Raw genomic sequence first — 26,606 nt, 5'->3', positions numbered from 1 at the left:
GCTTTTTCATTCCAGCGATATCAGCGGCGGGGTGTCAACCAAGGTTGACACCTACCGTGATCGGCCGTTGGCCGATCACTCGGCGCTGGCGCCTTCGCCTTCTTCGACGGCCTTCATCGACAGGCGGATACGGCCCTGCTTGTCGACTTCCAGCACCTTGACCTTGACCACATCGCCTTCCTTCAGCACGTCGCCGACCTTCTCGACGCGATCGCTGGAGATCTGCGACACGTGGACCAGGCCGTCCTTGCCCGGCAGGATGGTGACGAACGCACCGAAGTCCATGATCTTGGCGACCTTGCCTTCGTAGATGCGGCCCGGCTCGACGTCCGAGGTGATCTGCTCGATGCGGGCCTTGGCGGCCTGCGCAGCGATGGCATTGACCGAGGCGATGACGATGGTGCCGTCATCCTGGATGTCGATCTGGGTGCCGGTTTCCTTGGTGATGGCCTGGATGGTCGAACCACCCTTGCCGATCACTTCGCGGATCTTGTCCGGGTGGATCTTGATGGTCAGCAGGCGCGGCGCGTAGTCCGACAGCTCTTCGCGCGGCGCGGTCAGGCCGTGGGCCATTTCGCCCAGGATGTGCAGACGGCCAGCCTTGGCCTGCTGCAGCGCCTGCTTCATGATCTCTTCGGTGATGCCTTCGATCTTGATGTCCATCTGCAGGGCGGAGATGCCCTCAGCGGTACCGGCGACCTTGAAGTCCATGTCACCCAGGTGATCTTCGTCACCCAGGATGTCGGACAGGACGACGAAACGCTCGCCTTCCTTGACCAGACCCATGGCGATACCGGCAACCGGGGCCTTCACCGGCACGCCGGCGTCCATCAGGGCCAGCGACGAACCGCAGACCGAAGCCATCGACGAGGAGCCGTTCGATTCGGTGATTTCCGACACGACGCGGATGGTGTACGGGAACGATTCCAGCGACGGCATCACTGCCAGCACGCCGCGCTTGGCCAGACGGCCGTGACCGATCTCGCGACGCTTCGGGCCCATCATGCGGCCGGTCTCACCCACCGAGTAGGGGGGGAAGTTGTAGTGGAACAGGAAGTTTTCCTTGTACTCACCGGAGACGGCATCGATGACCTGGCCATCACGGGCAGTGCCCAGGGTGATGGTCACGATGGCCTGGGTCTCACCACGGGTGAACAGCGAGGAACCGTGGGTACGCGGCAGCACGCTGGTCTTCACCGCGATCGGGCGGACGGTGTCCAGCGCACGGCCGTCGATGCGGACCTTGGTGTCCAGCACCGAGTTGCGCATGGTGCTGTATTCCAGCTCGCCGAATTCCTTCGACAGCTCGGCCGGGTTCCAGCCCTCGGCGGCAACACGGCCGGCCAGGGTCTCGACCACGTCCTTCTTGATCGCCGAGATGGCGTCGCGGCGCTGCAGCTTGTCACGCACCTGGAAGGCTTCGCCCAGGCGCGGGCCGACCGCTTCCTGCACGGCGCTGATCAGCGCGGTGTTCTTGGCCGGGGCTTCCCAGGTCGACGGCTTGGTGCCGGCTTCGACGGTCAGCTCGTTGATGGCGTTGATGACCTTCTGCATTTCGCGGTGACCGAAGGTCACGGCGCCCAGCATCACGTCTTCGGACAGCAGCGCGGCTTCGGACTCCACCATCAGCACGGCGTTGGCGGTACCGGCAACAACCAGCTCCAGCTGCGAATCCTTCAGCTCGGACACGGTCGGGTTGAGGATGTACTGACCATCCTTGTAACCCACCTTGGCGGCTGCGATCGGGCCCTTGAACGGGGTACCAGCCAGCGACAGTGCGGCCGAGGCACCGATCAGCGCCGGGATGTCACCGTCGATCTCCGGGTTCAGCGACATCACCGTGGCGATGATCTGGACTTCGTTCTTGTAGTCTTCCGGGAACAGCGGACGGATCGGACGATCGATCAGACGCGAGATCAGGGTCTCCTTCTCCGTGGCGCGGCCTTCGCGCTTGAAGAAGCCACCCGGGATGCGGCCACCGGCGTAGAACTTCTCCTGATAGTCGCAGGTCAGGGGGAAGAAGTCCTGGCCCTCACGCGCGCTCTTGGCGGCAACGGCGGAGACCAGCAGCACGGTGTCGTCGAACTTGACGATGACGGCGCCACCGGCCTGGCGGGCGATTTCGCCGGTCTCAAGCGTGACGGTGTGCTTGCCGTACTGGAAGGTTTTGGTGATTTTTGCCACGGATGGGTGTCCTTGGGGATGCTGTCTGCGAATTGGACCGTCGGCGACCCTTGCCGCCAGCGGGTGACCGGATCGTTCCGGCCTGAATCGGGATTACGGTGCTACAAAACAAAACCGCGGCGCATCGCTGCGCCGCGGGGGATTCGTTGCTTAGCGACGCAGGCCAAGCTTCTCGATCAGGGCCTTGTAACGCTCGACGTCCTTCTTCTTCAGGTAGTCGAGCAGGCTGCGACGGCGGTTGACCATCTGCAGCAGGCCGCGGCGGCTGTGGTGATCCTTCTTGTGGGTCTTGAAGTGGCCGGTCAGCAGTTCGATGCGGGCGGTCAGCAGTGCAACCTGGACTTCCGGGGAGCCGGTGTCAGCCGAGCTGCGCTTGTTGTCTTCAATGACCTTCTGGGTGTCGATCGACATAATCTTTTTTCTCTGTGATGCGTGGCCGGCAGGAACGTGCATTCACGCACCGCCAGGCTCGCCGTGGACTACAAGGATGAAACCTGCCTGCGCAGGCTGCCGCAAAACGGCCGCGAAATTGTAACGGCCAGGGGCTTCGGGGACAAGGTCCGGGACTGAACCGCCCTCCCCGTTCAGAGGTTGAAACGGCGTTGGGGGGCCAGCAGCCCGCTCTCGTCCACCTGCCCCAGCCCCTGAATCGTGGCGCCAGGACCGAACACGACCACCTGGCCCGACGGCCAGGCCGGGTCGCGCTGACGCTGGCCCACGCAGAAGCGGTGGGTCTGGTCGGCGTCCAGGTCGACCCGCGGGTACTCGGACAGGCCGGCCGCCAGCGGCAGCAGCAGTGCGTCCATGGCGGCCTCGTCCTGCGCTTCCACCAGCGCCCGCAGCTGCTCGAGGGTGACCATCGCCGGCGTACGGAACGGGTCCACCCACAGCCGGCGCAGGGCACTGATATGCGCACCGCAGCCCAGGGTTTCACCGAGGTCGCGGGCCAGGCTGCGGATGTAGGTGCCCGACCCGCAGGTGACCCGCAGCTGCAGCCGCTCGGGCTGCTGGTCCAGCACCTCGATGGCGTGGACCTTGACCTGGCGCTCCGGGGCCTGGATGACGTCGCCCCGGCGGGCCTTCACATACAGCGGCTCGCCACCCTGCTTTAGCGCTGAATAGATGGGCGCGCGTTGCAGGATGTCGCCCACCAGCGGTGCGATGGCCGCCTGCAGCGCCTCGGCGCTGATGGCCGGCACCGGTCGTTCGAGTAGCACCTGGCCCTCGGCATCATCGGTATCGGTGGTCTGCCCCAGCACGATCTCGGCGTCGTAGGCCTTGGCCGAGCCCAGCAGCAGGCCGGCGATCTTGGTCGCCTCGCCGAAGCACAGCGGCAGCAGGCCGGTGGCCAGCGGGTCTAGGCTGCCGGTATGGCCGCCCTTCTCGGCGCGGAACAGGCGGCGGGCCACCTGCAGTGCAGCGTTGGAGCTCATGCCGGTCGGCTTGTCGAGCAGCAGGATGCCATCCAGGCGGCGGAACTGAATTCGGGTCATGACGGGTACGGGTAGCGCCAGGCCATGCCCGGCGAGCGCGCAGCGCGGTCTGCATCAGACATCGCGCAGCCGGAATGCAACAACGCCGGGCATGCCCGGCGTCGCGCGGTTATTCGTCGTCGCCTTCGCGACGCTTCTCGGCGGCCACGGTATCGGGCAGATCGCGCAACAGGTTGTCGATGCGCTCGCCACGGTCGACCGAGTCGTCGTAGTGGAAATGCAGCTCCGGCACGTGCCGCAGCTTCATGGCGCGCGCCAGCTCCATGCGCAGGCCCCAGGCCAGTTCCTTCAGCCCCTTCACCGCTTCAACCGAACGTTCCGGCATCAGCGCGGTGACAAACACCTTGGCATGGGCCATGTCGCGGGTGATTTCCACGTCGGACACGCTCACCGAGGGCAACCCATGCTCGCGCACGGCGTTGTGCACCAGGGTGCCGAGCTCACGGCGCAGCTGGGCGGAGACACGGTCGGTTCGATGGAAAGTTTTGGGCACGAGGAGCTCTTGGTTCAGTTGTCGCCCGACCAACGGTCGGGCGCTACATCTACATGGTACCCGACCGTTGGCCGGGTTCTACAGCTTGGTAGGGCCCGACCGTTGGTCGGGCCACATCACATTACAGGGTGCGCGGCACTTCGATACGCTCGAAGCACTCGATCTGATCACCCGGCTTGACGTCGTTGTAGGCCTTCACCGCGATACCGCACTCGGTACCGTTGCGGACTTCCTCGACGTTTTCCTTGAAGCGGCGCAGCGATTCCAGCTCGCCTTCGAAGATCACCACGCTGTCGCGCAGGACGCGGATCGGCTTGTTGCGCTTGACCACACCCTCGATGACCATGCTGCCGGCGACGGCGCCCAGCTTGGAGCTGCGGAAGACATCGCGGACCTCGGCGATACCGATGATCTCTTCGCGGATCTCCACGCCCAGCAGACCGGAGGCCACCTGCTTCACCTGATCGATCACGTCATAGATGATCGAGAAGTAACGCAGGTCCACGCCGTTGGATTCGATGATGCGACGGGCCGAAGCATCCGCACGCACGTTGAAGCCGATGACGGTGGCCTTCGACGCAGCGGCCGAATTGGCGTCCGACTCGGTGATGCCGCCCACGCCGGAGTGGATCACGTTGATGCGGATGTCTTCGTTGGACAGTGCAACCAGCGCCTGGCTCAGTGCCTGCACCGAACCCTGCACGTCGGCCTTGATGACCAGGTTGAGGACCTGCTGGCCCTCGCCCTTGCCCAGGGTCGCCATGATGTCTTCCATGCGGCTGCCAGCGGTGGCGACCAGGCGCGACTCACGGCGCTTGGTCTCACGCTGCTGGGCAACGTCCTTGGCCAGGCGCTCGTCGTCGACGACGACGAAGTCGTCACCGGCTTCCGGCACGCCGGACAGGCCCAGGACCTGCACCGGGATGGACGGGCCGGCGAATTCCGGCTGCTTGCCGGTTTCGTCGAACAGCGCACGCACACGGCCGTACTGGATACCGCAGACCAGGTAATCGCCCTTCTTCAGGCGACCCTGCTGCACCAGCACCGTCGCGATCGGGCCGCGACCCTTGTCCAGCGAGGATTCGATGACCACGCCGTTGGCGCGGCCATCGTCGACAGCCTTCAGTTCCAGCAGTTCGGCCTGTACCGAGACGGCTTCCAGCAGGTCGTCGATGCCCAGGCCGGTCTTGGCCGAGATCTCCACCATCTGGGTGTCACCACCGAAGTCTTCGGCCACGACCTGCTCGGAGAGCAGCTCGTTCTTGACCCGCATCGGGTCGGCACCGGACTTGTCGATCTTGTTGATGGCCACGATCAGCGGCACACCCGCCGAACGGGCGTGCTGGATCGCTTCCTTGGTCTGCGGCATGACGCCGTCATCGGCAGCCACCACCAGCACCACGATGTCGGTCAGCTTGGCACCGCGGGCACGCATCGAGGTAAACGCGGCGTGGCCCGGGGTGTCCAGGAAGCTGATGACGCCCTTGGGCGTATCAACGTGGTACGCACCGATGTGCTGGGTGATGCCACCGGCTTCGCCGGTAGCGACCTTGGTGCGGCGGATGTAATCCAGCAGCGAGGTCTTGCCGTGGTCGACGTGGCCCATGATGGTGACCACCGGCGGACGCTGCACGGCTTCGCCCTGGTTCTCACCGGCGGAAGCCAGCAACGCGTCTTCGGCGTCGTTGTCATTGGCGCGGATGGCCTTGTGGCCCAGTTCTTCGGTGACCAGCGCAGCGGTGTCGTGATCGATGGACTGGGTGATGGTGGCCATCACGCCCATCTTGAACAGCGCCTTCACCACCTCGCCGCCCTTCAGCGCGAGCTTCTGCGCCAGGTCGGCCACGGTGATGGTTTCACCGATCGCCACTTCACGCACGACCGGTGCGGTCGGACGCTCGAAGGCATGCGGGCCGGAGTTGCCACCACCGCGCGACATGTCGCGACGGCCGGACATCGGACGGCTGCCCGGACGACCACGGTTGTTGCTGTTGTTGCTGTTGCCGCGACGGGCGCGATCGGCAGCGGACAGATGCATCTGGCCGGCGAAACGATCGCCCGGGCCACGCTCGTTGCGCGGCGCGCTGCGGTTGTTGCGGTCGTCGCTGCGCGGCGGTGCACCACGCGGAGCGGCCGGAGCCGCAGCCGGGGCGCGCGGCGGGCGCGGCGCGGTTTCGTCGATCGGTGCGCGCACCTTGGGCTGGCTGGCGGCAAGCGCCTCGGCAGCCTTGGCGGCGATCGCAGCTTCCTCGGCCGCCTTCTTCTCGGCCTCGGCACGTTCCTTGGCCGCAACCTCTTCCTCGCGCTTGCGGACGATTTCCTCGTCACGCAGGCGATCCTTCTCGGCCAGAGCCTGCTGCTCGGCGAGGTTGCGCGCACGCGATTCCTCGAGCTTGCGCAGGATATCGGCGCGCTCTTCGTCCGGGGTCATCGCGCGACCACCATCAGCCTTGACGTAGGTACGCTTCTGGCGCACCTCGACGTTCACCGTCGTCTTGCTGCGACCGGAATTGACCGTCACTTCCTGCTGCTTCCGGCGGTTGAGGGTGATCTTCTTTGCAGACTGATCAGTCTCTTCCGGGGCCTGCTCGGGCTTGCCGTGCGAACGGCGAAGGAAGCCCAGAAGCTTCACTTTTTCAGAACTGGTCACGACCTGGTCGGGACCGCTGAACTTCATGCCGGCACCGGCCAGCTGTTCCAGCAGTTTTTCGACCGGTGTATTGACCAGTTCGGCAAGCTTGCGGATGGTGGTTTGCTGCGACATTCGGATCCTATGATCTTGTGGGCGCCCCCCCGCATCTGGAGGTGGCGCGGATTCTACGCCCTGATCGGCTCAGGGCCCTGTTCATTGCCGGCTCATTCGCCGCGTTCCAGTCGGGCGATTTCCTCGGCACGCGCGGCCAGGATCAGCGCCGCGGCGCGCTCCTGGTCCAGCCCTTCGATGCCGAAGTCCATGACCTCGTCGGCGGCCAGGTCGGACAGATCCTCGCTGGTACGCACGCCGTGGCCGGCCAACGCATACGCGGTGGCTTCGTCCATGCCCTTCAGGGACAGCAGGTCCTGCGCCGGCTGGCCGTCTTCAAGGCCTTCCTCGACTGCCAGGGCCTCATTGAGCAGCGCATCGCGGGCACGTGCGCGCAGCTCTTCGACGATGTCTTCGTCGAAACCTTCCACGGCCAGCAGTTCGCCGACCGGGACATATGCGATTTCTTCGACGGTACCGAAGCCTTCGCTGACCAGGATGCCGGCGATTTCCTCGTCCACTTCCAGCTTGTCCATGAACAGCTGGCGGGCAGAGGCCTGCTCGGCTTCCGACTTGGCGGTGACCTGGTCCTGGGTCATCACGTTCAACTGCCAACCGGTCAGGCGGCTGGCCAGACGCACGTTCTGGCCGCCCTTGCCGATTGCCTGTGCCAGGCGGTCTTCTGCAACGGCCAGGTCCATCGAATGCTTGTCTTCATCGACGATGATCGACTGCACTTCGGCCGGCGCCATCGCATTGATGACGAAGTTGGCCGGGTTCTCGTTCCACAGCACGATGTCGACGCGCTCGCCATTGAGCTCGTTGGACACCGCCTGCACGCGCGAACCGCGCATGCCGATGCAGGCGCCGATCGGATCGGTGCGGGCATCGTGGGCCAGCACGGCGATCTTGGCGCGGTCGCCCGGATCGCGGGCACAGGCCTTGATTTCCACTAGGCCCTGGCCGACTTCCGGCACTTCCAGCTTGAACAGCTCGATCATGAACTCCGGGGCGGCGCGGCTGATGAACAGCTGCGGGCCACGCGGCTCCGAACGCACTTCGGCCAGGTAACCACGCACGCGGTCACCGGCACGCAGGACATCACGCGGGATGCCCTTGTCCTTGGGAATGAAGCCTTCGGCATTGCCGCCGAGGTCGACATAGATGTTGCCGCGCTCTGCGCGCTTGACCACACCGGTGATCAGCTCGCCCACGCGGTCGGCCCATGCATCGACCACCTGCTGGCGCTCGGCTTCGCGCACGCGCTGCACGATCACCTGCTTGGCGGCCTGGGCGGCGATACGACCGAAATCAGGGTTCTCGATCTGCTCTTCGATGTAGTCGCCGACATCCACGCCTTCGGCTTCGTCGATGGCGTCCATCAGGCGGATCTGGCGATCCGGCGATTCCATCACCACGTCATCGGCCACCACTTCCCAGCGGCGGTAGGTTTCGTAGTTGCCATCCTTGTGGTCGATGACAACGCGGGTCAGCACTTCCTCGTCGGGATAGCGCTTCTTCGCTGCCGAAGCCAGGGCGGCCTCGATGGCATCGAAGATCACTTCACGCGGCACGCCCTTTTCGTTGGCGACCGCGTCCACTACCAGCAACAGTTCCTTGCTCATTGGCTCACTCCGCGCGCGGCTTCTTTGCCGCCGGCTCGTTGGAAGAAGAATTCTTGTTCGGCTTCGGACGCTTCGGTGCCGGACCGGTCGGCTTGCTCGGGGCCAGCCCCAGCGCCACCCAGTCAGGCATGATCCGGGCCTTGTCGATGTTGTCGCTCGACACGACCACTTCGGCCTTGTCGACGATGAAGGTGATGGTGTCCTGCGCCTCGTCGACCGCTTCAATGCGGCCCTGCAGGCGCCGGCGGTTGTCCTGCGGCAGCTTCAGGGTGACCTTGGCCGATTCGCCGAGGTGACGACCGAACTGCTCCAGGTTGAACAGCGGGCGGTCGACGCCCGGCGAGGACACTTCCAGCGTGTAGTTGCCGCTGATCGGGTCCTCGACGTCCATCTGTGCCGACACTTCGCGGCTGACCCGCTCACAGTCGTCGACATTGATGATGCGCTCGGGCTGTTCCGCCAGCGGCACGTCGATGTAAAGGCGCAGGGTTGCACCACCGGGGGCCGGCAGATACTCAACGCCCAGCAGCTCCAGGCCCAGCGACACAACGGTCGGGGCGAGCAGATTCGCGATGTCGGTTGCCTTGTCGCTCACAGCCTGCCTTGATCTCTTGGTTGGGTGCCGGCCTTGGCCAGCGTGGAAACATGACGCCCCGAAAACGACGAAGGGCCCGCTGGGCCCCTTTTCCGGAAAGACTCCGGTGACTGGATTCCGGTTGCAACGCGCTGCGTAAGCGCACTGCGGCCCTCCTTGCGGGTGAATCTCCCAGGGGGAGCGTCGCCTTCAGGGGTACTTCTAGGCCGCTGATGATAGCCCCTGCACCGCTCTGGTGCAAGGCTTGGACCACCCCCGAACCTGCCCCTGCGCTCGCCGGGCGCGGCCCGGCGCTACCTTCCCGTGTCCGGACGAAACGCCGCGACGAACAACGGAAGACCCAAAGAAAAACGCCCTCGAAGCAGAGCTTCGAAGGCGCATTCTTTACTTGGTAGCGGGGGCAGGATTTGAACCTGCGACCTTCGGGTTATGAGCCCGACGAGCTGCCAGACTGCTCCACCCCGCATCAGAAGCGGAATTATGAGGGATAACTTCAAAACCTGCAAGCTTTTCCTCATTCATCAAACCGGTTGGCGCCGATTCGATGTGTTGGTAGCGGGGGCAGGATTTGAACCTGCGACCTTCGGGTTATGAGCCCGACGAGCTGCCAGACTGCTCCACCCCGCACCGGAAGTGTTTGAACTGCTGCCCCACTCTGGCGAGGGAGGCTCTCCGCAACGATGTTCTGGCTGAACCGCTGCAGTGACAACTCAGGCTGCGCATATTACACGAATCGCGCAGCTTTGTGTCAACTTTTATGCAATATGCGCAAATGCCTTCTGGCACCAGATCATGATCGGGTTCCAAGCCAGGCCCAGCGCCAGCAATGACAGTGCATTCACGCCCAGCACGACACCCAGCACGCGGTCCTTGCTGCGCGGCATGGCCTCGCCCACCGGCTCATCGAAGTACATGACCTTGATGACGCGCAGGTAGTAGAAGCAGCCCACCACCGCGCACAGCACGCCCAGGATCGCCAGCCACAACAGGCCACCGTTGATCGCAGCACCCAGCACGGCCAGCTTGGTCCAGAAGCCGAGGAACGGCGGAATGCCCGCCAGCGACGCCATGATGCACAGCACCAGGCCAGCCATCCACGGATTGCGGGCGTTGAGGCCCTTGAAGTCCTCGATGTTCTCGGCTTCGAAGCCGGCACGCGACAGCGCGATGATCGCGCCGAAGGCGGCGGTCGACATGATCGCGTAAGCCAGCGCATAGAACAGTGCAGCAGCGTAGCCCTGCGAACCACCACCGGCGATGCCCATCAGCAGGAAGCCGATGTGCGAGACGGTGGAGAACGCCAGCATGCGCTTGAGGTTGCTCTGCGCGATGGCCATCAGGTTGCCGATCACCAGCGACACCGCGGCCAGGCCGGCGATGACCAGCTGCAATTCGGTCGACAGCGGGCCCACGCCCATCTCCAGCAGGCGGTAGGCCATGCCGAAGGCAGCCAGCTTGGGTGCCGAGCTGATGAACAGCGCGATCGGAGCAGGCGCACCCTGGTACACGTCGGGCAGCCACATGTGGAACGGTGCGGCACCGAGCTTGAAGGCCACGCCGGCAATCATGAACACCGCGCCGGTGATCAGCAGCACGCGCTCTTCCGAATGCGGAATGGCCGCCTGGATGGCGTCCAGGTGCAGGCTGCCGGTGGCGCCGTAGATCAGCGACATGCCGTACAGCAGCAGGCCCGATGCCAGCGAACCGAGGACGATGTACTTCATCGCCGCTTCGGAGGCCAGGCCACTCTCGCGGTTGCTGGCGACCAGTGCGTAGGAGCACAGCGCCAGCAGTTCCAGGCCGAGATAGACCATCAGCAGGCTGCCGGCCGACACCAGGATCATCATGCCGGCGGTGCCGAACAGGATCAGCACCGGGATTTCACCCTGGAACAGCTTGCGCTCGCGCAGGTAGCCCCAGCCATAGACCAGGGTCAGGCCGCTGAGCAGCACGATTCCGGTCTTCATCACGTCCGCGGCGGTATCGCGCACGAACATGCCATGGAAGACCTCCCCCTGCCCGCCCACGCCGGTGGCCAGCATGAACAGCACGACGGCCAGTGCGGCGACCGAGAACAGGTGGGTGACGATCTTGTTCCGCTCGCTGACGAACAGGTCGAGGATCATCAGGGCGAAGGCACTGCCGATCAGCACCAGCTCGGGAGCGAGCGGTGGCAGATCAGCGGCGGTCAGTGGCAGCAGCGGCGAGGTGGTCATTATCAAATCCTGGAATCAATTCGCTGTTGGGCCCGGTCAGAGCAGCTTGCTGGAGGCGATCTGCATGGCCAGCTTTGCGATCGAAGGCTCCATCAGGTCGGTCAGCGGCTTGGGGTAGATGCCCAGGGCCAGCACGCCAATGGCGAACACGCCCAGCACCAGCCATTCGCGGCCGTTGATGTCCTTCAGTTCGGCAACATGGCTGTTGGCCACCTCGCCGAAGAAGACGCGCTTGTACAGCCACAGGGTGTAGGCGGCGCCGATGATCAGGGTGGTGGCTGCGCCCAGGGCGATCCACGGGTTCCGCTGGAACGCGGCGAGGATGACCATGAACTCGCCAACGAAACCGCTGGTGCCCGGCAGGCCGGCATTGGCCATGAAGAACAGCATGGCAAAGGTGGCAAACCACGGCATCACATTGACCACGCCGCCGTAATCGGCGATGCGGCGGCTGTGCATGCGGTCGTACAGCACACCGACACAGGAGAACATCGCACCGGACACGAAGCCGTGCGAGACCATCTGCACCATCGCGCCCTGCAGGCCGAGACGGGCGGCATCGACATTGCCCGGTTCACGCACCAGCCACAGGGCAATGAAGGTGCCCAGGGTGACAAAGCCCATGTGCGCGATCGACGAATAGGCGATCAGCTTCTTCATGTCGTCCTGTACCAGGGCGACCAGGCCGACATAGATCACCGCGATCAGCGACAGCGCGATCACCAGCCATGCCCATTCGTGCGAGGCATCCGGGACGATCGGCAGGTTGAAGCGCAGGAAGCCGTAGCCACCGATCTTCAGTGCGATGGCGGCCAGGATCACCGAACCGGCGGTCGGTGCTTCCACGTGCGCGTCCGGCAGCCAGGTGTGCACCGGGAACATCGGCACCTTCACCGCGAAGGCGATCAGGAAGGCGAAGAAGATCCAGGTCTGCTCCTGGCCGGACAGGCGCAGCGCATACAGGTCGGCCAGCTGGAAGCTGCCGCCCTTCATGTACAGGTAGATCAGCGCCACCAGCATCAGCACCGAGCCGAGGAAGGTGTACAGGAAGAACTTCAGCGCGGCGTAGATGCGGCGCGGGCCACCCCAGACACCGATGATCAGGAACATCGGGATCAGCATCGCCTCGAAGAACACGTAGAACAGCATCGCGTCCGTGGCCGAGAAGATACCGACGGTGACGCCTTCCAGGATCAGGAAGGCGGCCACGTACTGGTTGACGCGCTTGTCGATCGCGCTCCAGGCACCGATCAGGGCGAGCACGCTGACCAGGGTGGTCAGCAGGATCAGCGCTACGGCGATGCCGTCCACGCCCAGGTTGTAGCCGATCTTGTAGGTCGGGATCCAGGCGTGGGTCTCGACGAACTGCAGCGCGTCGATGCCCGGGTTGTAGCCGCTCAGCAGCGAGAGACTCGCCACGAAAGTCAGCACCGCGACGCCCAGGGACGCCCACCGGGCGGTCTGCGCATCACGAATCGCAAGGATCAGGGCACCGCCGAGAATCGGCAGCCAGATGAGGACACTGAGTAGAGGCCAGTTCGACACGTCTTCTTATTCCGTACAGGTCATCAACGCAGGTAATGCATCAGCACGCCCAGAAGGGCAATCAGGCCGATGATCATCGCGAAGGCGTAGTGATAGAGGAAACCGGATTGGGTACGGCGCAGCACGCTGGCTGCGACGTCCACAACACGTGCCGAGAGATTGACCACGCCGTCGACGATGTTGCTGTCGATCCAGCGTGCGACCTTGCCGAGCTTGACGCTGCCGCCGGCAAAGCCATCGATCCACAGCTTGTCGAAGCCGTACTTGTTTTCCAGCACCGACACCAGCGGGGCGAAGGTCTTGCGCGCCTTGCCCGACAGGTCCGGCTTCCACAGGTAGAACAGCGCGGCCAGCAGGAAGCCCGCCAGGGTCAGCCAGAACGGCGGCAGCATCATGCCGTGCAGTGCGAACGCCACCGGACCATGGAACTCCTCGCCGAGGAAGGCCACGGTGTTCTTGGCCGGATCGTAGAACTCGACCACACCGGTGAAGAACGTCTGCGCCTGGCCCTTGATGGCTTCATGGGCGTGATGGCCCAGCCAGTCGGTGCCGTGCAGCATCGGACCGATGCTGAAGAAACCGATGGCGATCGACGGGATGGCCAGCAGGATCAGCGGCAGGGTCACCACCCACGGCGTTTCGTGCGGCTCATGCGGACCGTGGCCATGGCCGTGGTCGTCATGCGCGTCATGCGCGTCGGCGTGGTGTGCGTCGTGCGCCGCGTGCTCGTCGGCATGGCCGTGGCCATGGGCATCATGCGCGTCGCGGAAGCGTTCCTTGCCATGGAAGGTCAGGAACAGCAGGCGGAAGCTGTAGAAGCTGGTCACCAGCACGCCACCCAGCACTGCCCAGTAGCCATAGGTGGCCACCCAGCTGTTCTGCATGTGGGCATGGATCTCAGCCGCCTCGATGATGGTGTCCTTCGAGTAGAAGCCGGAGAAGAACGGCGTACCGACCAGGGCCAGCGTACCGATCCACATGGTGACGAAGGTGATCGGCATGTACTTGCGCAGGCCGCCCATCTTGCGCATGTCCTGCTCGTGGTGCATCGCGATGATGACCGAGCCGGCACCCAGGAACAGCAGCGCCTTGAAGAAGGCGTGGGTCATCAGGTGGAACACGGCGGCCGAATAGGCCGACACGCCCAGCGCAACGGTCATGTAACCGAGCTGGGACAGCGTGGAGTATGCGACCACGCGCTTGATGTCGTTCTGCACGATACCGATCAGGCCGGTGAAGAAGGCCGTGGTGGCACCGATGAACAGGATGAAGTTCAGCGCGGTCTGCGACAGCTCGAACAACGGCGACATGCGGGTGACCATGAAGATACCGGCGGTCACCATCGTCGCGGCATGGATCAGCGCCGAGATCGGGGTCGGGCCTTCCATCGAATCGGGCAGCCACACGTGCAGCGGAACCTGGGCGGACTTGCCCATGGCGCCGATGAACAGGCAGATGCAGATGATGGTGGCGATCGACCAGATCATCGGATCATCGAGCAGCTGCATGCCGAACAGCGTACCGTCCCAGATCTGCAGCTTGGCTGCCGGATCGGCGAGGATGCCGGCCTGCGAGAACACCTGCGAGTAATCCAGGGTGCCGAACACCCACAGCACGCCGGCGATGCCCAGCAGGAAGCCGAAGTCACCGACGCGGTTGACCAGGAACGCCTTCATGTTGGCGAAGATCGCGGTCGGGCGCTTGAACCAGAAGCCAATCAGCAGGTACGACACCAGGCCCACCGCTTCCCAGCCGAAGAACAGCTGCAGGAAGTTGTTGCTCATCACCAGGGTGAGCATCGAGAAGGTGAACAGCGAGATGTAGCTGAAGAACCGCTGGTAGCCCGGGTCATCCTGCATGTAGCCGATCGTGTAGATGTGGACCAGCAGCGACACGAAGGTCACCACCACCATCATCATCGCGGTCAGCTTGTCGACCATGAAGCCTACGTGGGCCGAGTACTGGCCGACTTCGAAGAACGTGTACAGGTTCTCGTTGAACGGCTGCGCCCCGCCCCACAGCAGCTGGTAGAGCGTGTGCATCGACAGGCCGCAGGCAACCGCGACGCCGAGGATGGTGATGGCCTGGGCGCCGAAGCGCTTGACCTGGCGACCGAACAGGCCGGCGATGATGCTGCCGAACAGCGGTGCGAGCACCACTGCGATCAACAGACTCTTGGAGAGAGTGATTTCCATCTGTGGATCAGCCCTTCAACGAATCGACTTCGCCGACATTGATCGTTCGGCGGGTACGGAACAGGGTCACCAGGATGGCCAGGCCGATGGCGGCCTCGGCAGCAGCCACGGTCAGGATGAAGAACACGAACAGCTGGCCGGCCGTGTCCCCCAGTTCCCGCGAGAACCCGACGAAATTGATGTTGACCGACAGCAGCATCAACTCGATGGACATCAACAGGACGATGATGTTCTTGCGGTTGAGGAAGATGCCGGCGAGGCTGATGCAGAACAGCACCGCGCCCAGCGCCAGGATGTGGCCCAGAGTGATCATGCCTTGGTTTCCTCTTCGCCCGCGGCCGGCTTGGTGTTGCTGTGGATCAACGGCTGCTCGGCATCCATCTTGACCACGCGCAGGCGGTCACGTGCCTTGACCATGGTCTGCTGCGACGGGTTCTGCGTCTTCAGGCCTTCGCGACGGCGCAGGGTCAGCATCACCGCGGCGACCACGGCCACGGTCAGGATGACGGCGGCGAACTCGAACGGCAGCAGGTATTCGGTGAACAGGCTGCGTGCCAGCCAGGTGACGTTGGAGCTGTCGGCGGCGAGCGCTGCGGCGTTGTCGGCCGGGAACGGATTGACCGCCCTGCCCTTCACGCCGATCAGGATCAGCATCTGCACCAGCATCGCCACCGCCACGATCAGGCCGACCGGCAGGTAGCGCACCCAGCCCTCACGCAGTTTGTCCGGGTCGATGTCGAGCATCATCACCACGAACAGGAACAGCACCATCACCGCACCGACGTAGACAAGCACCAGTGCCACACCGAGGAACTCGGCGCCGACCAGCAGCCAGACGCAGGCGATGGAGAAGAAGGTCAGCACCAGGCACAGGACAGCATGCACGGGGTTGCGCACGCTGATCACCGCAGCGGCCGAAACCGTTGCCGCGATGGCGAAGACCCAGAAAGCGATATTTACCCAATCCATCTCTCGACCTCAGCGGTAAGCGGCATCGGCGGCACGACGCTCGGCGATCTCGGATTCGAGACGGTCGCCCAGGGCCAGCAGCTGCGGCTTGGTAACGATGTTTTCGCCACGATTCTCGAAGTGGTACTCGAGGATGTGGGTCTCGACGATCGAGTCCACCGGGCAGCTTTCCTCGCAGAAGCCGCAGAAGATGCACTTGAACAGATCGATGTCGTAGCGGGTGGTACGGCGGGTGCCGTCTTCGCGCTTGGCCGAATCGATGGTGATGGCCAACGCAGGGCACACCGCTTCGCACAGCTTGCAGGCGATGCAGCGCTCTTCACCGTTGGGATAACGGCGCAGGGCGTGCAGGCCACGGAAGCGCGGCGACTGCGGGAACTTCTCCATCGGGTACATCATCGTGTACTTGGGCTTGAAGCTGTACTTCAGCGTCAGCCACAGACCCGCCAGCAGTTCGAGCAGCAGCAGGCTTTTGAAGTAATGGGTAATCCTGTTCATCACTCAGACGCCCTTTTGAATCACGCCGAAGAACACCATGACGGCGGTAACCGCGATCCAGAAAATGGTCAGCGGGATGAAGACCTTCCAGCCCAGGCGCATGATCTGGTCATAGCGGAAGCGCGGGAAGCTTGCACGGAACCAGATATAGGCACTGGCGAAGAAGAAGACCTTGACGAACAGCCACGGCCAGCCGCCCTTCCAGATCCAGTCGATGAACGGCGAGATCTCGCCCGGGTTGACCCAGCCCTGGATCGGGCTCAGCCAGCCGCCGAGGAAGAAGATCGAGATCAGGAAGCTGATCAGGATCATGTTCGCGTATTCGGCCAGGAAGAACAGTGCGAACGCACCGCCGGAGTACTCCACCATGTGGCCGGCGACGATTTCCGATTCGCCTTCCACCACGTCGAACGGCGCGCGGTTGGTTTCGGCAACGCCGGACACCCAGTACACGACGAACAGCGGGAACAGCGGGATCAGGAACCAGTCGAAGAAGCCGGAATTACCGGCCTGGGCCAACACGATGTTGCTCAGGTTGAGACTGCCCGAAGCGATCATCACGCCGACCAGGGCAAAGCCCATCGCGATTTCGTAGCTGATCATCTGTGCCGAGGCGCGCATGGCGCCAAGGAACGCGTACTTCGAGTTGGAGGCCCAACCGGCCAGGATCACGCCATAGATGCCCAGCGAGGTCATCGCCAGCAGGTACAGCAGGCCGGCATTGGCGTTGGACAGCACCAGCTGGTTGTCGAACGGCACCACCGACCAGGCGGCGAAGGCCGGCGCCAGGGTGATCAGCGGCGCCAGCAGGAAGATCGCCTTGTTGGCGCTGCTGGGCTGCAGGACTTCCTTGAACAGCAGCTTGAAGACGTCGGCGAAGGCCTGGAAGATGCCCATGCCGACGTACATCGGACCGTGGCGGACATGCATCCAGCCGATCAGCTTGCGTTCCCAGACCACGTAGAAGGCCACCGAGACGATCACCGGGACGGTGATCACCAGGATCTTCAGGATGATCCAGAGCAGCGCGCCGATGTCACCCAGGCCAAGCAGCCACTGGTGCAGCGGATCGACCGCGTTAATCAGCAATTCGTTCATGCAGCCACCACCGAGACACGAGCGGCACCCAGCGGCGCGGTTGCGCCGTGGCCCGATTCAATCCAGACCGAACCCACAGCGACGCGGGCGTCCACCACCACCGGCAGGGTGGCCTTGCCGGCATCGGTGCCGACCTTGGCCATCTGCCCTTCCTGCAGCTGCAGTCGGGCGGCGTCTTCGGCGTTGAGCACGATGCGCGGGGCGTTGTTGAGCGGATGCGACTGCAGTGCCGGAGCGCGACGGACCACCGCATCGGTGCGGTAGATCGCAGCGGTCGAAGCCACTTCCAGGCCTTCGCCCAGCAGCGCCGGCTGTGCCGAAGAAGCAACCTGCACGGTCACCGGCGCCAGGCTGGCACGCAGGCCGGCCAGGTCGATGAACTCGAAGCCGGCCACGGCCAGCTCGCCGCCCAGCGCACGCAGCACACGCCAGCCTTCACGGGCCTCGCCCGGCAGCTTGCCGCCGGCGCGTGCCGACTGCTCGCGACCATCGAGGTTGGTCAGGGTGGCGTCGATTTCCGGCAGCGCGCCGATCGGCAGGATCACATCGGCAACGTCGCGGGTCGAGGCACAGGCGAACTGGCTGAAGGCCACCACCTTGGCGCCGACCAGCGCCTTGCGCGCGGCAGGTGCATCGGCGAAGTCCAGGCCCGGTTCCAGGCCGTACACCACGTATGCCCGGCGCGGATCGGCCAGCATCGCGGCCACATCCTTGCCGGCCGGCAGCACGCCTGCGCGGGTCAGGCCAACGGCGTTGGCGCCCTGCGGGATGCGGCACAGCTTGGCACCGGTGGCGGCAGCGAAGTCACGCGCAGCGGCGCGGATCGCGGCGGCCTGCGGGTGGTTCTCGGCGATGCCGCCGACGATCAGCACGGTGTTGGTACCGCCCTGCACTGCCGAACGCAGCTCGGCGTTGGCCAGTGCGTCGGCGAACTTCGACGGCGCCACGATCTGCTTGCCGGCAATGCTGAAAGCAAAATCGAAATCGACCGGGTTGACCACGTGGATCTTCGCGCCGTTCGTCGTCTGCGCCTTGCGCAGGCGGGCATGCAGCAACGGCAGCTCGTGGCGGATGTTGCTGCCCAGGACGACGATGCGGTCCGCGCCTTCGATCTCGGCCAGCGGCAGGCCGAAGACCTCGGCGGTGGCGGCGTCGGAGAAATCACGGTTGTTGATGCGATGGTCGATGTTGCTCGAGCCCAGGCCGGTGGCCAGGCGGGCCAGCAGCGCGCCTTCCTCGTTGGAGGTGGACGGATGCACCAGCACGCCCAGGTTGTCGCCCTGGTTGGCCTTGAGGATCTCGGCAGCGGCAGCCAGGCCTTCGGCCCAGCTCACTTCCTTCCACTCGCCATTGACCTTGCGCAGCGGCTTGACCGCACGGTCTTCGCTGTACAGGCCCTGGTGCGAGTAGCGGTCACGGTCGGACAGCCAGCACTCGTTGACCGACTCGTTGTCGCGCGGCACGGTGCGCAGCACTTCGCCGCGACGCACGTGCAGGAACAGGTTCGAACCCATCGCATCGTGATAGCCGAGCGACTCGCGCGCGGTCAGCTCCCACGGACGGGCGCGGAACTGGAACACCTTGTTGGTCAGCGCACCGACCGGGCACACATCGACCACATTGCCCGAAAGCTCGGTGGTCAGCGGCTTGCCGTCGTAGGTGCCGATCTGCAGGTTTTCACCACGGTACATGCCACCCAGCTCATAGGTACCGGCAACGTCGGCGGTGAAGCGGACGCAGCGGGTGCACTGGATGCAGCGGGTCATCTCGGTGGCGACCAGCGGACCCATGTCCTCGTCCGGCACCACGCGCTTGCGTTCGTTGAAGCGGCTGACCGAACGGCCATAGCCCAGCGATACGTCCTGCAGTTCGCACTCGCCGCCCTGATCGCAGATCGGGCAGTCCAGCGGGTGGTTGATCAGCAGGAACTCCATCACCGAGCGCTGGAACTTCAGCGCCTTCTCACTGCGGGTGGCGACCTTCATGCCGTCCATCACCGGCGTGGCGCAGGCCGGCGCCGGTTTCGGCGACTTCTCCACGTCCACCAGGCACATGCGGCAGTTGGCGGCGATCGGCAGCTTCTCGTGGTAGCAGAAGCGCGGAATCGAAATGCCCGCCTTGTCGGCGGCCTGGATGATCATCGAACCCTTGGGCACGACCAGCGACTTGCCATCGATCTCGATGGTGACGTGGTCCGGTGGCACGCTGGGGGTCACTCCAGGATTATTGGGTTGCGCGCTCATGCAGCGGCTGCCTCCACCTTCTTGCCGTCAACCATCGAATGACCGTTGACGATGTAGTACTCGAATTCGTCCCAGAACTGGCGCAGGAAGCCCTGGATGGGCCATGCCGCCGCTTCGCCGAACGCACAGATGGTGTGGCCTTCGATCTGGCCGGCCACGGCCTTCAGCTGGTGCAGGTCTTCCATGGTCGCCTTGCCGGCGACGATGCGCTCCAGCACGCGGTGCATCCAGCCGGTACCTTCACGGCACGGGGTGCACTGGCCACAGGATTCCTTGTGGAAGAACTGGCTGATGCGGCAAGCGAACTTGACACAGCAGACGCTGTCATCCAGCACCACGACCGCACCGGAGCCCAGGCCGGAGCCCAGCGCACGGATGGTGTCGTAATCCATCGGCAGGCCCTTCAGCTCGGCCGCGGTCAGCACCGGCATCGACACGCCACCGGGGATGGCCGCCTTCAGGGTACGGCCCGGCTTGAGGCCGCCCGCCATTTCCAGCAGGTCATCGAAGGTGGTGCCGAGCGGCACTTCGAAGTTGCCGCCCTTCTGCACGCAACCGGACACCGAGAAGCACTTCGGTCCGCCGTTGGCAGTCAGGCTGAGGCCCTTGAACCACTCCGGGCCGTTACGGATGATCGCCGGCACCGAACCATAGGTTTCGGTGTTGTTGATCGTCGACGGCTTGCCGTACAGGCCGAAGTTGGCCGGGAACGGCGGCTTGTAGCGCGGCTGGCCCTTCTTGCCTTCCAGCGATTCCATCAGTGCGGTTTCTTCACCGCAGATGTAGGCGCCGGCGCCGAGGGCACCGTAGATGTCGATGTCCACGCCCGAGCCCATCACGTTCTTGCCCAGCCAGCCGTTGGCATAGGCATCGGCCAGGGCCAGCTCGAAGTGCTCGAAGGGCTCGTGGTGGAACTCACCGCGCAGGTAGTTGTAACCCACGGTGGAACCGGTGGCGTAGCACGCAATGGCCATGCCTTCGATCACCGAATGCGGGTTGTAGCGCAGGATGTCGCGGTCCTTGCAGGTGCCCGGCTCGGATTCATCCGAGTTGCAGAGGATGTACTTCTGCACGTTGCCCTTGGGCATGAAGGACCACTTCAGGCCGGTCGGGAAGCCTGCGCCACCGCGGCCGCGCAGGCCCGAAGCCTTGACCATCTCGATGACCTGCTCCGGCGGGATCTTCTCTTCGAGGATCTTGCGCAGGGCAGCGTAGCCGCCGGTCTTGAGGTAGCTTTCGTACGACCACGGGGTGTCGTAATGCAGGGTGGTGTAGACCACCTGGTGCGGCAGCGGCGCGGGGCCGACCGGACCCTTGGATTCGTGATGATGTGCCATGACCTTACTCCAGCCCGTCCAGCAGCTCGTCGACCTTTTCCAGCGTCAGACGCTCATGGTAATGACCATTGATGACCATCATCGGCGCACCTGCGCAGCCGGCCAGGCACTCTTCCTCGCGCTTGAGGTAGACGCGACCGTCAGCGGTCGACTGGCCATTCTTGATGCCCAGCTTCTTTTCGCAATGGCGAACGATGTCTTCGGCGCCATTGAGCCAGCAGCTGATGTTGGTGCAGATGGCCACGTTGTTGCGGCCCACCTTCTCGGTCTCGAACATCGAGTAGAAGCTGGCGACCTCGTAGGCCCACACCGGCGGCAGGTCCAGGTACTTGGCCACGCCGGCGATCAACTCGTCGGTCAGCCAGCCCTGGTTCTGCTCCTGGGCAGCATGCAGACCCTGCAACACGGCAGAGCGCTTGCGGTCCGGCGGGAACTTGGACAGCCAGTGATCGATGTGAGCGCGGGTTTTGTCGCTCAGCACCACCATCGGGTCGACGTCGCGCGCCGCCTCGAAATTACCTGTCGCCTTCATCGGCCGACCTCAGCAAAATGCATAACGTGAAATTGCAGAAACTGCGGCGCCGGCTTGCGCCGGCTGCCTGCAGCGGGCGTTGGCGTGGCGGACGGCATTACCGGTCAACCTCGCCGAACACCAGATCGTAGGTACCGATCATCGCCACCACGTCGGCCAGCATGTGGCCACGCACGATCGAATCGATCGAGGACAGGTGGGCGAAGCCCGGTGCACGCAGGTGAACGCGGAAGGGCTTGTTGGCACCATCGGAAACCAGGTAGCAGCCGAATTCGCCCTTGGGCGCTTCAACGGCGGCGTAGGTTTCACCGGCCGGCACGCAATAGCCTTCACTGAACAGCTTGAAGTGATGGATCAGCGCTTCCATGTCGTCCTTCATGTCCTCGCGCTTGGGCGGAGCGACCTTGAAGTTCTTGACCATGACCGGGCCGGGGTTGGCCTTCAGCCACGCCACGCACTGCTTGATGATGCGGTTGGATTCGCGCATCTCGGCCACGCGGCACAGGTAGCGATCGTAGCAATCGCCTTCCTTGCCCAGCGGAATGTCGAAATCGACGGCATCGTACTTGGCATACGGGCGCTTCTTGCGCAGATCCCAGGCGATGCCCGAGCCACGCAGCATCACGCCGGTCATGCCCCACTGGTGGGCCAGCTCCGGGGTGACCACACCGATGCCCACCGTACGCTGCTTCCAGATGCGGTTGTCGGTCAGCAGGGTCTCGTATTCGTCGACACGGCCCGGGAATTCGTTGGTGAAGTTTTCCAGGAAGTCCAGCAGCGAACCTTCGCGCGCGGCGTTGAGGTTCTTCAGGGCCTTGCCCTTGTGCCAGCGCGATTCCTTGTACTTCGGCATGTGGTCCGGCAGGTCGCGGTAGACGCCGCCCGGACGGTAGTACGCGGCGTGCATGCGCGCGCCGGAGACCGCTTCATAGCAGTCCATCAGCTCTTCGCGTTCGCGGAACGCGTACAGCATCACCGCCATCGCGCCCAGATCGAGGGCGTTGGAACCCAGCCACATCAGGTGGTTGAGGATGCGGGTGATTTCATCGAACAGCGTGCGGATGTACTGCGCGCGTTCCGGCGCCTCGATCCCCATCAGGGTCTCGATCGAGCGCACGTAGGCGTGCTCGTTGCACATCATCGACACGTAATCCAGGCGATCCATGTAGCCGATCGACTGGTTGAACGGCTTGGACTCGGCCAGCTTTTCGGTGCCACGGTGCAGCAGACCCACGTGCGGGTCGGCACGCATGATGGTCTCGCCGTCCATTTCCAGGATCAGGCGCAGCACACCGTGCGCGGCCGGATGCTGCGGGCCGAAGTTCATGGTGTAGTTGCGGATTTCCTGCCGGCTTTCGGCAGCGTTGCTGGCGAAGGCTTCGCCGGCCTGGTGTACGTGGCTCACTTCACTGCCTCCTGCGAGCGCTCACCGGCAGCGGTCTGCAGGCGGGCGTCGTCGCGGATCACGCGCGGCACGCCGACACGCGGCTCCACCGAGGTGACCGGTTCGTAGATGACGCGCTTCTTTTCTTCGTCGTAGCGCACTTCGACGTTGCCGATCAGCGGGAAGTCCTTGCGGAAAGGATGGCCGACGAAACCGTAGTCGGTCAGGATCCGGCGCAGGTCCGGGTGGCCTTCGAAGATCACGCCGTACAGGTCGAACGCTTCGCGCTCGAACCAGTTCAGGCCCGGCCAGATGCCGGTCAACGAGGACACCACCGGCAGCGCTTCGTCAGGGGCGAAGCAGCGCAGGTGCAGCATCAGGTTGTGCTGGTACGAACGCAGCTGCGCGACCACGGCGAAACGCTGGGTCGGCATGTGCTGCGGACGGGCGCCATCGGCACTTTCCTCGCTGGGGAATTCACCCCAGGCGAAGCGGCCCTGGGCCTTGCCCTCGACACCGCGGCTGAAGCCCTGCGAGGACACATCGGCGGTGTCCCATTCGTCGGAACCATAGCCAAGGTAATCGACACCGCAGAGGTCCACGGCCTGCTCGAAACCAAATTCGTCACGCAGCGCCAGGGCGCTGGCGTGCCACTCGGCGGCAGGCACTTCCAGCGTCACTTCGCCGCGGGGTTCGACCACGATGACCTTCGCACCTGCGAAACGTGCGGAAAGTCGGTCGATGAAGGATGCTTGCTCTGCCATGGGGGCTTGGCGCGCTCTAGTCAGGTGAAGGGGTCAGCGGGCGATGGTCTGAGTACGCCAGATCTTCTTCTGCAACTGCAGGATCCCGTACACCAGCGCCTCGGCGGTCGGCGGGCAGCCCGGGACGTAGACGTCCACCGGCACCACGCGATCACAACCGCGCACGACAGAATAGGAGTAGTGGTAATAGCCACCGCCATTGGCACAGCTGCCCATCGAGATCACCCACTTGGGGTCGGGCATCTGGTCGTAGACCTTGCGCAGCGCCGGGGCCATCTTGTTGACCAGGGTACCGGCAACGATCATCACGTCGGACTGACGCGGCGACGGGCGGAACACCACGCCGTAACGGTCAAGGTCCAGGCGCGCGGCGCCAGCGTGCATCATTTCGACCGCACAGCAGGCCAGGCCGAAGGTCATCGGCCACATCGAGCCGGTGCGTGCCCAGTTCAGCAGGGCATCGACGCTGGTGGTGACAAACCCCTTTTCCAGCAGCGGGTTGTCGCCTTCCGGCCGCAGGATGTCGTCAACCCGCCCTTCCGGGACAGGATTGGTCATCAGGCCATCGAGAGTCTGAATCACTCCCATTCCAGCGCTCCCTTCTTCCAGACATAGATGAAACCGAGGAACAGCATGCCGACGAACAGGCCCATGGTGACGAGCGAACGCGCGCCCAGCTCCATGAAGACCTGGGTCCACGGCACGATGAAGATGATTTCCAGGTCGAAGACGATGAACTGGATCGCGATCAGGTAGTAGCGCACGTCGAACTTCATGCGCGCGTCTTCGAAGGCTTCGAAGCCGCACTCATACGGCGACAGCTTTTCCAGATCGGGGCGGCGGGGGCCGAGGAATCGGCCAACCAGCATCAGCGTAATGCCGATACCGGTGGCAACGATCAGAAACAGCAGAGACGGCAAATATTCGGCCAGCACAGCGATTCTCTCTTGCCTCTGCCGCTGCGCCTGCAGGCGCTTTGGCATGGGGGAGTGGACGGGAAACTGCCTGGCGCCTTGCGCGCCAGACCAACCCGCTTTACTTACAAATGGTGCCCAAGAGGGGACTCGAACCCCTACGACCTAAGTCGCTACCACCTCAAGGTAGTGCGTCTACCAATTCCGCCACCTGGGCAAACGATCGCATCAGACTATCTTCCCGATGCGCCGCGTATTGTAACCGTCTTCAGTCTTTCTGGGAGCCTTCCGAAGGCTTTTCTTCACCAGAAACCGAAGATTCCGCCTGAGCCGGCACAGTTGCGGCCGGAACCGGGGCGGCCGGGACCGCATCCGCCTTCGGAACCGCCGGCAATTCGCCCGCCGGAGCGGCCGGAGCACTGGCCGCCGGGGCGGACATCAGACCCAGATCCTGGTCGGCCGCCGGGCGATTGCCGTGGCCGGCGTACCAGGCCATGAAGAGGCTGATACCGAAGAACACCACGGCCAGCCACTTGGTCGACTTGGACAGGAAGTTGGACGCACCACGCGCGCCGAACACAGTACCCGAGGCGCCGGCGCCGAAGCCCGAACCTGCAGCCGCACCCGAGCCACGCTGCATCAGGATCAGCGCGACCATGGCTACGGCAACCAGCACGTAGACGACATTGAGGATCAACATCAGCATTGAAAATCCGCCCTCGGACTGAAGTGCCGGCAGCTGGCCGGCGACCATAACTAATTGTTTGCCGCCGCCTGTGCGATGGCCAGGAAGTCGGCGGCCACCAGCGAGGCGCCACCAACCAGCCCACCATCGACATCCGGCTGCGCGAACAGTTCCCCGGCATTGTCGGGCTTCACGCTACCGCCGTAAAGAATGGGCAGTGAATCAGCAATTCTAGCATCGATGCGCGCGACTTCGCCACGAATGAACGCGTGCACCTGCTGGGCCTGCTCCTTGGTCGCGGTCCGGCCGGTGCCAATGGCCCAGACCGGTTCGTAGGCAACCACGGCATTGGCGAAGCCCTCGGCCCCGACCTGCTCCAGCACCGGTGCCAGCTGGCTGGCGATGACCGCTTCGGTCTGCCCCGCCTCGCGCTGCTCAAGGGTTTCACCCACGCACAGTACCGGCACCAGCCCGGCATGCAGGGCGGCAGCAAACTTGCGCGCGACCAGCTCGCTGCTTTCATTGTGGTACTGGCGACGCTCGGAATGGCCGACCAGACCGTAGCGGGCCCCCACCTCATGCAGCATGGCCGCGCACACCTCACCGGTGTATGCCCCCTTTTCATTGCTGCTGACGTCCTGCGCACCAAAGGCCAGGCCGGTCTCGCCGAAGTCTTCGACCAGCTCGCCCAGGTACGGCATCGGCGGCAGGATCACCACCTCCACCCCGCTTTTGGGCAGCCCGGCGGCCACCTGCCCCAGCAGGTCGGTAGCGAATTGACGGCTGCCGTGCAGCTTCCAGTTTCCGGCGACGATCTTGCGGCGCATGAGCGGGTGGCTCCTGTGTGAAGTCAGCCGGTCATGATACCCGCTGCAGGAAAAATCCGTTTCTTTGTAAGCGGTTACATGGATTTTCAGCCAACGGCGCAGCCCCTCGTGACGGGTATTGGGTTGGCCGCGGAGAGCCCGGGGGGATTGGGGGCCTGGCCCGGGGGGGGGGGGGGGGGGGGGGGGGGGGGCGGCGGCGGGGGCGGGGGCGGGCGTCAGTCCTCGGCCGCCCGCGGCGCCCCCCCCCGCCCCCCCCCCCCCCCCCC

The 26,606-nt window shown here is 64.3% G+C and carries 23 protein-coding genes and 3 tRNA genes; all 26 read right to left on the bottom strand.

What is annotated here, in order from left to right; translation table 11 throughout:
• Positions 1-75: 75 nt before the first annotated feature.
• Positions 76-2,184, bottom strand: a complete 2,109-nt coding sequence (gene pnp, locus ACVOLJ_RS04760) for a polyribonucleotide nucleotidyltransferase (RefSeq protein WP_481563591.1) — start codon at positions 2,182-2,184, stop codon at positions 76-78.
• A gap of 150 nt (positions 2,185-2,334) precedes the next feature.
• Entirely contained in the window at positions 2,335-2,595 is a 261-nt protein-coding gene (gene rpsO, locus ACVOLJ_RS04755; RefSeq protein WP_005410445.1) for a 30S ribosomal protein S15, read from the bottom strand.
• Positions 2,596-2,768: 173 nt separating this feature from the next.
• On the bottom strand, positions 2,769-3,677 hold the full coding sequence (truB, locus tag ACVOLJ_RS04750; RefSeq protein WP_481563590.1) for a tRNA pseudouridine(55) synthase TruB: 909 nt from the start codon (positions 3,675-3,677) through the stop codon (positions 2,769-2,771).
• Positions 3,678-3,786: 109 nt separating this feature from the next.
• Positions 3,787-4,170 carry a 30S ribosome-binding factor RbfA gene (rbfA, locus tag ACVOLJ_RS04745; protein ID WP_475280333.1) on the bottom strand — a complete coding sequence of 128 codons (384 nt, stop codon included), beginning with the start codon at positions 4,168-4,170 and terminating at the stop codon, positions 3,787-3,789.
• A 121-nt stretch (positions 4,171-4,291) separates the two neighbouring features.
• A complete protein-coding gene (gene infB / locus ACVOLJ_RS04740) occupies positions 4,292-6,934 on the bottom strand; it encodes a translation initiation factor IF-2 (protein WP_475280334.1) in 2,643 nt (880 codons plus the stop codon).
• A gap of 92 nt (positions 6,935-7,026) precedes the next feature.
• Positions 7,027-8,538 carry a transcription termination factor NusA gene (gene nusA / locus ACVOLJ_RS04735; RefSeq protein WP_099819062.1) on the bottom strand — a complete coding sequence of 504 codons (1,512 nt, stop codon included), beginning with the start codon at positions 8,536-8,538 and terminating at the stop codon, positions 7,027-7,029.
• 4 nt (positions 8,539-8,542) lie between these two features.
• Positions 8,543-9,133: a ribosome maturation factor RimP gene (gene rimP / locus ACVOLJ_RS04730; protein WP_475280335.1), complete on the bottom strand. Its 591-nt coding sequence runs from the start codon at positions 9,131-9,133 to the stop codon at positions 8,543-8,545.
• Between the two features lie 389 nt (positions 9,134-9,522).
• A tRNA-Met gene (locus tag ACVOLJ_RS04725) sits at positions 9,523-9,599 on the bottom strand.
• Positions 9,600-9,683: 84 nt separating this feature from the next.
• Positions 9,684-9,760 (bottom strand) — tRNA-Met (locus ACVOLJ_RS04720).
• A gap of 128 nt (positions 9,761-9,888) precedes the next feature.
• Complete coding sequence (nuoN, locus tag ACVOLJ_RS04715) at positions 9,889-11,349, bottom strand: NADH-quinone oxidoreductase subunit NuoN (RefSeq protein WP_481563589.1); 1,461 nt, start codon at positions 11,347-11,349, stop codon at positions 9,889-9,891.
• A gap of 36 nt (positions 11,350-11,385) precedes the next feature.
• Positions 11,386-12,894 carry an NADH-quinone oxidoreductase subunit M gene (locus ACVOLJ_RS04710; protein WP_481563588.1) on the bottom strand — a complete coding sequence of 503 codons (1,509 nt, stop codon included), beginning with the start codon at positions 12,892-12,894 and terminating at the stop codon, positions 11,386-11,388.
• 23 nt (positions 12,895-12,917) lie between these two features.
• Positions 12,918-15,089, bottom strand: a complete 2,172-nt coding sequence (gene nuoL / locus ACVOLJ_RS04705; RefSeq protein WP_481563587.1) for an NADH-quinone oxidoreductase subunit L — start codon at positions 15,087-15,089, stop codon at positions 12,918-12,920.
• Positions 15,090-15,096: 7 nt separating this feature from the next.
• Positions 15,097-15,402, bottom strand: coding sequence for an NADH-quinone oxidoreductase subunit NuoK (gene nuoK, locus ACVOLJ_RS04700; RefSeq protein WP_033831640.1), 306 nt, complete (start codon positions 15,400-15,402; stop codon positions 15,097-15,099).
• Positions 15,399-16,058 (bottom strand): NADH-quinone oxidoreductase subunit J, encoded by a 660-nt coding sequence (locus ACVOLJ_RS04695; RefSeq protein WP_475280339.1) that lies wholly within the window; start codon positions 16,056-16,058, stop codon positions 15,399-15,401. Before ACVOLJ_RS04695 ends, nuoK begins: the two co-directional genes overlap by 4 nt.
• Before the next feature lie 9 nt (positions 16,059-16,067).
• Complete coding sequence (nuoI, locus tag ACVOLJ_RS04690; RefSeq protein WP_005417924.1) at positions 16,068-16,556, bottom strand: NADH-quinone oxidoreductase subunit NuoI; 489 nt, start codon at positions 16,554-16,556, stop codon at positions 16,068-16,070.
• Positions 16,557-16,559: 3 nt separating this feature from the next.
• Positions 16,560-17,654 (bottom strand): NADH-quinone oxidoreductase subunit NuoH, encoded by a 1,095-nt coding sequence (nuoH, locus tag ACVOLJ_RS04685; RefSeq protein WP_475280340.1) that lies wholly within the window; start codon positions 17,652-17,654, stop codon positions 16,560-16,562.
• Positions 17,651-19,897: an NADH-quinone oxidoreductase subunit NuoG gene (gene nuoG / locus ACVOLJ_RS04680; protein WP_481563586.1), complete on the bottom strand. Its 2,247-nt coding sequence runs from the start codon at positions 19,895-19,897 to the stop codon at positions 17,651-17,653. Before nuoG ends, nuoH begins: the two co-directional genes overlap by 4 nt.
• Complete coding sequence (nuoF, locus tag ACVOLJ_RS04675) at positions 19,894-21,234, bottom strand: NADH-quinone oxidoreductase subunit NuoF (RefSeq protein ID WP_481563585.1); 1,341 nt, start codon at positions 21,232-21,234, stop codon at positions 19,894-19,896. Before nuoF ends, nuoG begins: the two co-directional genes overlap by 4 nt.
• Before the next feature lie 4 nt (positions 21,235-21,238).
• Entirely contained in the window at positions 21,239-21,766 is a 528-nt protein-coding gene (gene nuoE, locus ACVOLJ_RS04670) for an NADH-quinone oxidoreductase subunit NuoE (RefSeq protein ID WP_025876204.1), read from the bottom strand.
• Between the two features lie 97 nt (positions 21,767-21,863).
• On the bottom strand, positions 21,864-23,171 hold the full coding sequence (locus ACVOLJ_RS04665; RefSeq protein WP_475280343.1) for an NADH-quinone oxidoreductase subunit D: 1,308 nt from the start codon (positions 23,169-23,171) through the stop codon (positions 21,864-21,866).
• Positions 23,168-23,914, bottom strand: a complete 747-nt coding sequence (locus ACVOLJ_RS04660; protein WP_475280344.1) for an NADH-quinone oxidoreductase subunit C — start codon at positions 23,912-23,914, stop codon at positions 23,168-23,170. The genes ACVOLJ_RS04665 and ACVOLJ_RS04660 overlap by 4 nt, the downstream gene beginning before the upstream one ends.
• Positions 23,915-23,947: 33 nt before the next feature.
• Positions 23,948-24,502 (bottom strand): NuoB/complex I 20 kDa subunit family protein, encoded by a 555-nt coding sequence (locus ACVOLJ_RS04655; RefSeq protein WP_025876198.1) that lies wholly within the window; start codon positions 24,500-24,502, stop codon positions 23,948-23,950.
• The gene (locus tag ACVOLJ_RS04650) at positions 24,493-24,849 is read right to left on the bottom strand and encodes an NADH-quinone oxidoreductase subunit A (RefSeq protein ID WP_005414075.1); all 357 of its coding nucleotides are present in this window, start codon (positions 24,847-24,849) and stop codon (positions 24,493-24,495) included. Before ACVOLJ_RS04650 ends, ACVOLJ_RS04655 begins: the two co-directional genes overlap by 10 nt.
• Before the next feature lie 111 nt (positions 24,850-24,960).
• Positions 24,961-25,045, bottom strand: a tRNA-Leu gene (locus ACVOLJ_RS04645).
• 51 nt (positions 25,046-25,096) lie between these two features.
• A complete protein-coding gene (gene secG, locus ACVOLJ_RS04640; protein WP_025876192.1) occupies positions 25,097-25,534 on the bottom strand; it encodes a preprotein translocase subunit SecG in 438 nt (145 codons plus the stop codon).
• Positions 25,535-25,584: 50 nt separating this feature from the next.
• Positions 25,585-26,340 carry a triose-phosphate isomerase gene (gene tpiA, locus ACVOLJ_RS04635; RefSeq protein ID WP_475280345.1) on the bottom strand — a complete coding sequence of 252 codons (756 nt, stop codon included), beginning with the start codon at positions 26,338-26,340 and terminating at the stop codon, positions 25,585-25,587.
• Positions 26,341-26,606 lie beyond the last annotated feature (266 nt).

The sequence above is a fragment of the Stenotrophomonas sp. STEN046 genome, from assembly GCF_056759755.1.
This window is presented reverse-complemented; position numbering and strand designations above follow the sequence as displayed.